The sequence below is a fragment of the Dietzia sp. E1 genome (assembly GCF_014145015.1).
GTDB classification, from domain to species: Bacteria; Actinomycetota; Actinomycetes; order Mycobacteriales; family Mycobacteriaceae; genus Dietzia; species Dietzia cinnamea_A.
This window is the reverse complement of record NZ_JAALDU010000469.1, coordinates 1-2,529: the sequence shown is the minus strand read 5'-3', so window position 1 is coordinate 2,529 and position 2,529 is coordinate 1. Positions and strand designations below refer to the sequence as shown.

The 2,529-nt window shown below is 71.8% G+C and carries 2 protein-coding genes and 1 pseudogene; all 3 read left to right on the top strand.

The annotated features are described in order from the left end of the window. Window positions 1-330: pseudogene (locus tag G6030_RS14090) on the top strand (hypothetical protein); the annotation flags it as partial. Between the two features lie 623 nt (window positions 331-953). Continuing rightward, entirely contained in the window at window positions 954-1,874 is a 921-nt protein-coding gene (locus G6030_RS14085) for an Ig-like domain-containing protein (protein ID WP_007625968.1), read from the top strand. 123 nt (window positions 1,875-1,997) lie between these two features. Beyond that, a partial coding sequence (locus tag G6030_RS14080) for an Ig-like domain-containing protein (protein WP_241724369.1) occupies window positions 1,998-2,529 on the top strand: 532 nt, incomplete at its 3' end.

The following is a 2,529-nucleotide window of genomic DNA, read 5'->3' as shown; positions in this document are numbered from 1 at the left end:
GGGGCGGAGGCGGCCCTGGCCGGTCAGGCCACGCTCCTCGGGGTGCGCTACGCCTGTTCCGAGGTGCGCGGGAGCGACGCCGCGGCGATCCAGGACGCGGCGCCGGCGGCCCCCGGGGCGCCCGCACCGGTCCGACCGGACCTGGCCACGGTCTACATCGACTGCGTGGCGGCGCCGACCGGCGGCGGAGTCGAGGTACACACCATCCTGGTGGCGGGCGACGAACTGTGGCACATCACCCTGCTCAAGCCGGAGACCCCGCGGTCGCCCGACGCCGAGGCGTCAGCGCTGAGCGGACTCCACCGGGTGGCACAGCGCATCCTCGCCTGACAGCCGGCGACACGACCCGCCGATGACCGGGCCCGCCGAAGACTGAGCCCGCCGATGCTCGCCGGCACAGACGGGAACGGCGCCGGAGCCCCTCAGCATCCGACGCCGTTCCTCTATCCGGCGGATCGAGCACGATCCGGCCTTCCTCGCTGCCTTACAAGGCTGCGGGTGGCACCCCCCCCAGGTGCCCCGGTCTCACGACCGGCCCCTCTGAAGTGTGAAGTCGCAGCCCCTCAGCAACCACTTCACTCTCGCCACCGACCCCTCAGGCGGTGACTGCGTCGACCATATGTTGCATCCGAGAACACATCAACCCCATGAGCAGGCATTCTGTCGCTGACTTACGGTCAATAAGAGATCGCGGCGTGCCTACCAGCGCTTCTACGATCGCCATTACCAACGAACGTTGGGACGGTTGCGTGGCGCGGGTCCGCGAGTCGCACCCGCGGGTCCGCGGCGCCCCGGGATGCCCTGCGCCCCACGGGATGTACAGGCGGGACGAGGCGAGGGTATTGTTGCTCCTGTTACTGATGTGGCGCATGGGACTACACCACTCCGGCCCGCCCGTGCGCCCGCGTCGCCCCGCCCCGCCGCCTCGTCGCGGCGCCGCACCGAGGAGACCGATGTCGCGCCGACCCCGGATCATCGCCCCGCTTCTGGCCACGGCAGGCCTCGTCGTCGTCGGCCTCTCCCCCGCCGCCTCCGGGCAGTCACTCGCCGGCTACACCGGATCCACCGGATCGGTCGGCGCGTTCGGCTCCGAATCCGCCCCCGTCCCCACGCCCCCGCTACCCGGCGTGGGGGTCCTCACGATCCCCGTCCCCGCACAGGCGCGCGCCGCCGCCGAGGTCGGCGTCGCCTCCGTCTACCCCACCCCGGGCGAGACGGTCGGCGTCGCACAGCCGGTGATGATCCACTTCGACGGCCCCGTCACCGACCGCGCCCGCGCCGAGGCCTCCGTGGCGATCCGGACCGCCCCCGCGGTCGAGGGCAAGTTCTACTGGGTGAGCGACACCGAACTGCGCTGGCGCCCGCACGAGTTCTGGCCGGCCCACACCTCCGTCACCGTGTGGGCGGGCGGCCGCGAGCACGCCTTCCGCACCGGCGACGCGATCGTCTCCACCTACGACGACAACACCCACCTCGTCACCGTCACCCGGAACGGCGAGGTCATCCGCACCATGCGCGCCTCCGCCGGCCGCGACGCCTTCCCCACCCACAACGGGATCTACTACAACGGCTGGCGCGACCGCCAGGTGCGCATGGACTCCTCCACCTGGGGCCTGGCGATGGACGCCGGCGGCTACGACACGACCGTCGAAAACGGCGTTCGACTCAGCTACGACGGCATCTTCATCCACTCCGCCCCGTGGTCGGTCGCCGACCAGGGCGTCCGCAACGTCTCCCACGGGTGCATCAACGTCAGCCCCGAGGACGCGGCCTGGTACTACGACAACACCGGCAACGGTGACCCGTTCATCGTGGTGAACGGCCCCGGCCGGCAGTTCGGCGCCTTCGACGGACAGGGCGACTGGAACTACTGACACCGGGTCCCCGGGCGCCCGGGGCAGGGCCCCCGGGAAACACTTCGGTTGTGGCGCACGACATCTCCTTGTAGAAGTCTGAGCGAGACCGTAGAGAACCCCGTCCGTCCCCAGGAGCCCCTCATGCCCAGACACCCCCGCTCCTCGGCAGCCGCCGCGATCCTCGCTGCGGCCGTCCTCGTCCTGGGCGTCCCGGCTGCCACCGGGGCCGCCCCCGCCGCGCAGGCCCAGTCCGTCATGCCGCTGAGCCCGCCCGGCGTCCCCCAGCTCGAGAACGCCCCGCTGCCGACGCCCGCCATCCCGGGGGTGCCCGCGCAGCCCGTCCTCACCTACCCGGTCATCGGCCCCGCCCGCCCGGCACCCGAGTACGGCGACGTCACCGTCTTCCCGACCCCCAACGAGGTCGTGGGCGTCGCGCAGCCGGTCATGTTCTTCTTCGACCGACCCATCACCGACCGTGCCCGCGCCGAGGCAACCATCGGCATCCGCACCGAACCACCGGTGGCGGGCAAGTTCTACTGGGTGAGCGACCGGGAGGTGCGCTGGCGCCCCCACCAGTTCTGGCCCGTCAACACCTCCGTCACCGTGTGGGCCGGCGGCAAGCGCCAACAGTCCTTCCGCACCGGCGACGCCGTGATCGCCGAGTTCGACGACC

Excerpts from the sequence above, each read along its gene's own strand:
- G6030_RS14085 (WP_007625968.1), top strand. The coding sequence starts at position 954 with ATGTCGCGCCGACCCCGGATCATCGCCCCGCTTCTGGCCACGGCAGGC.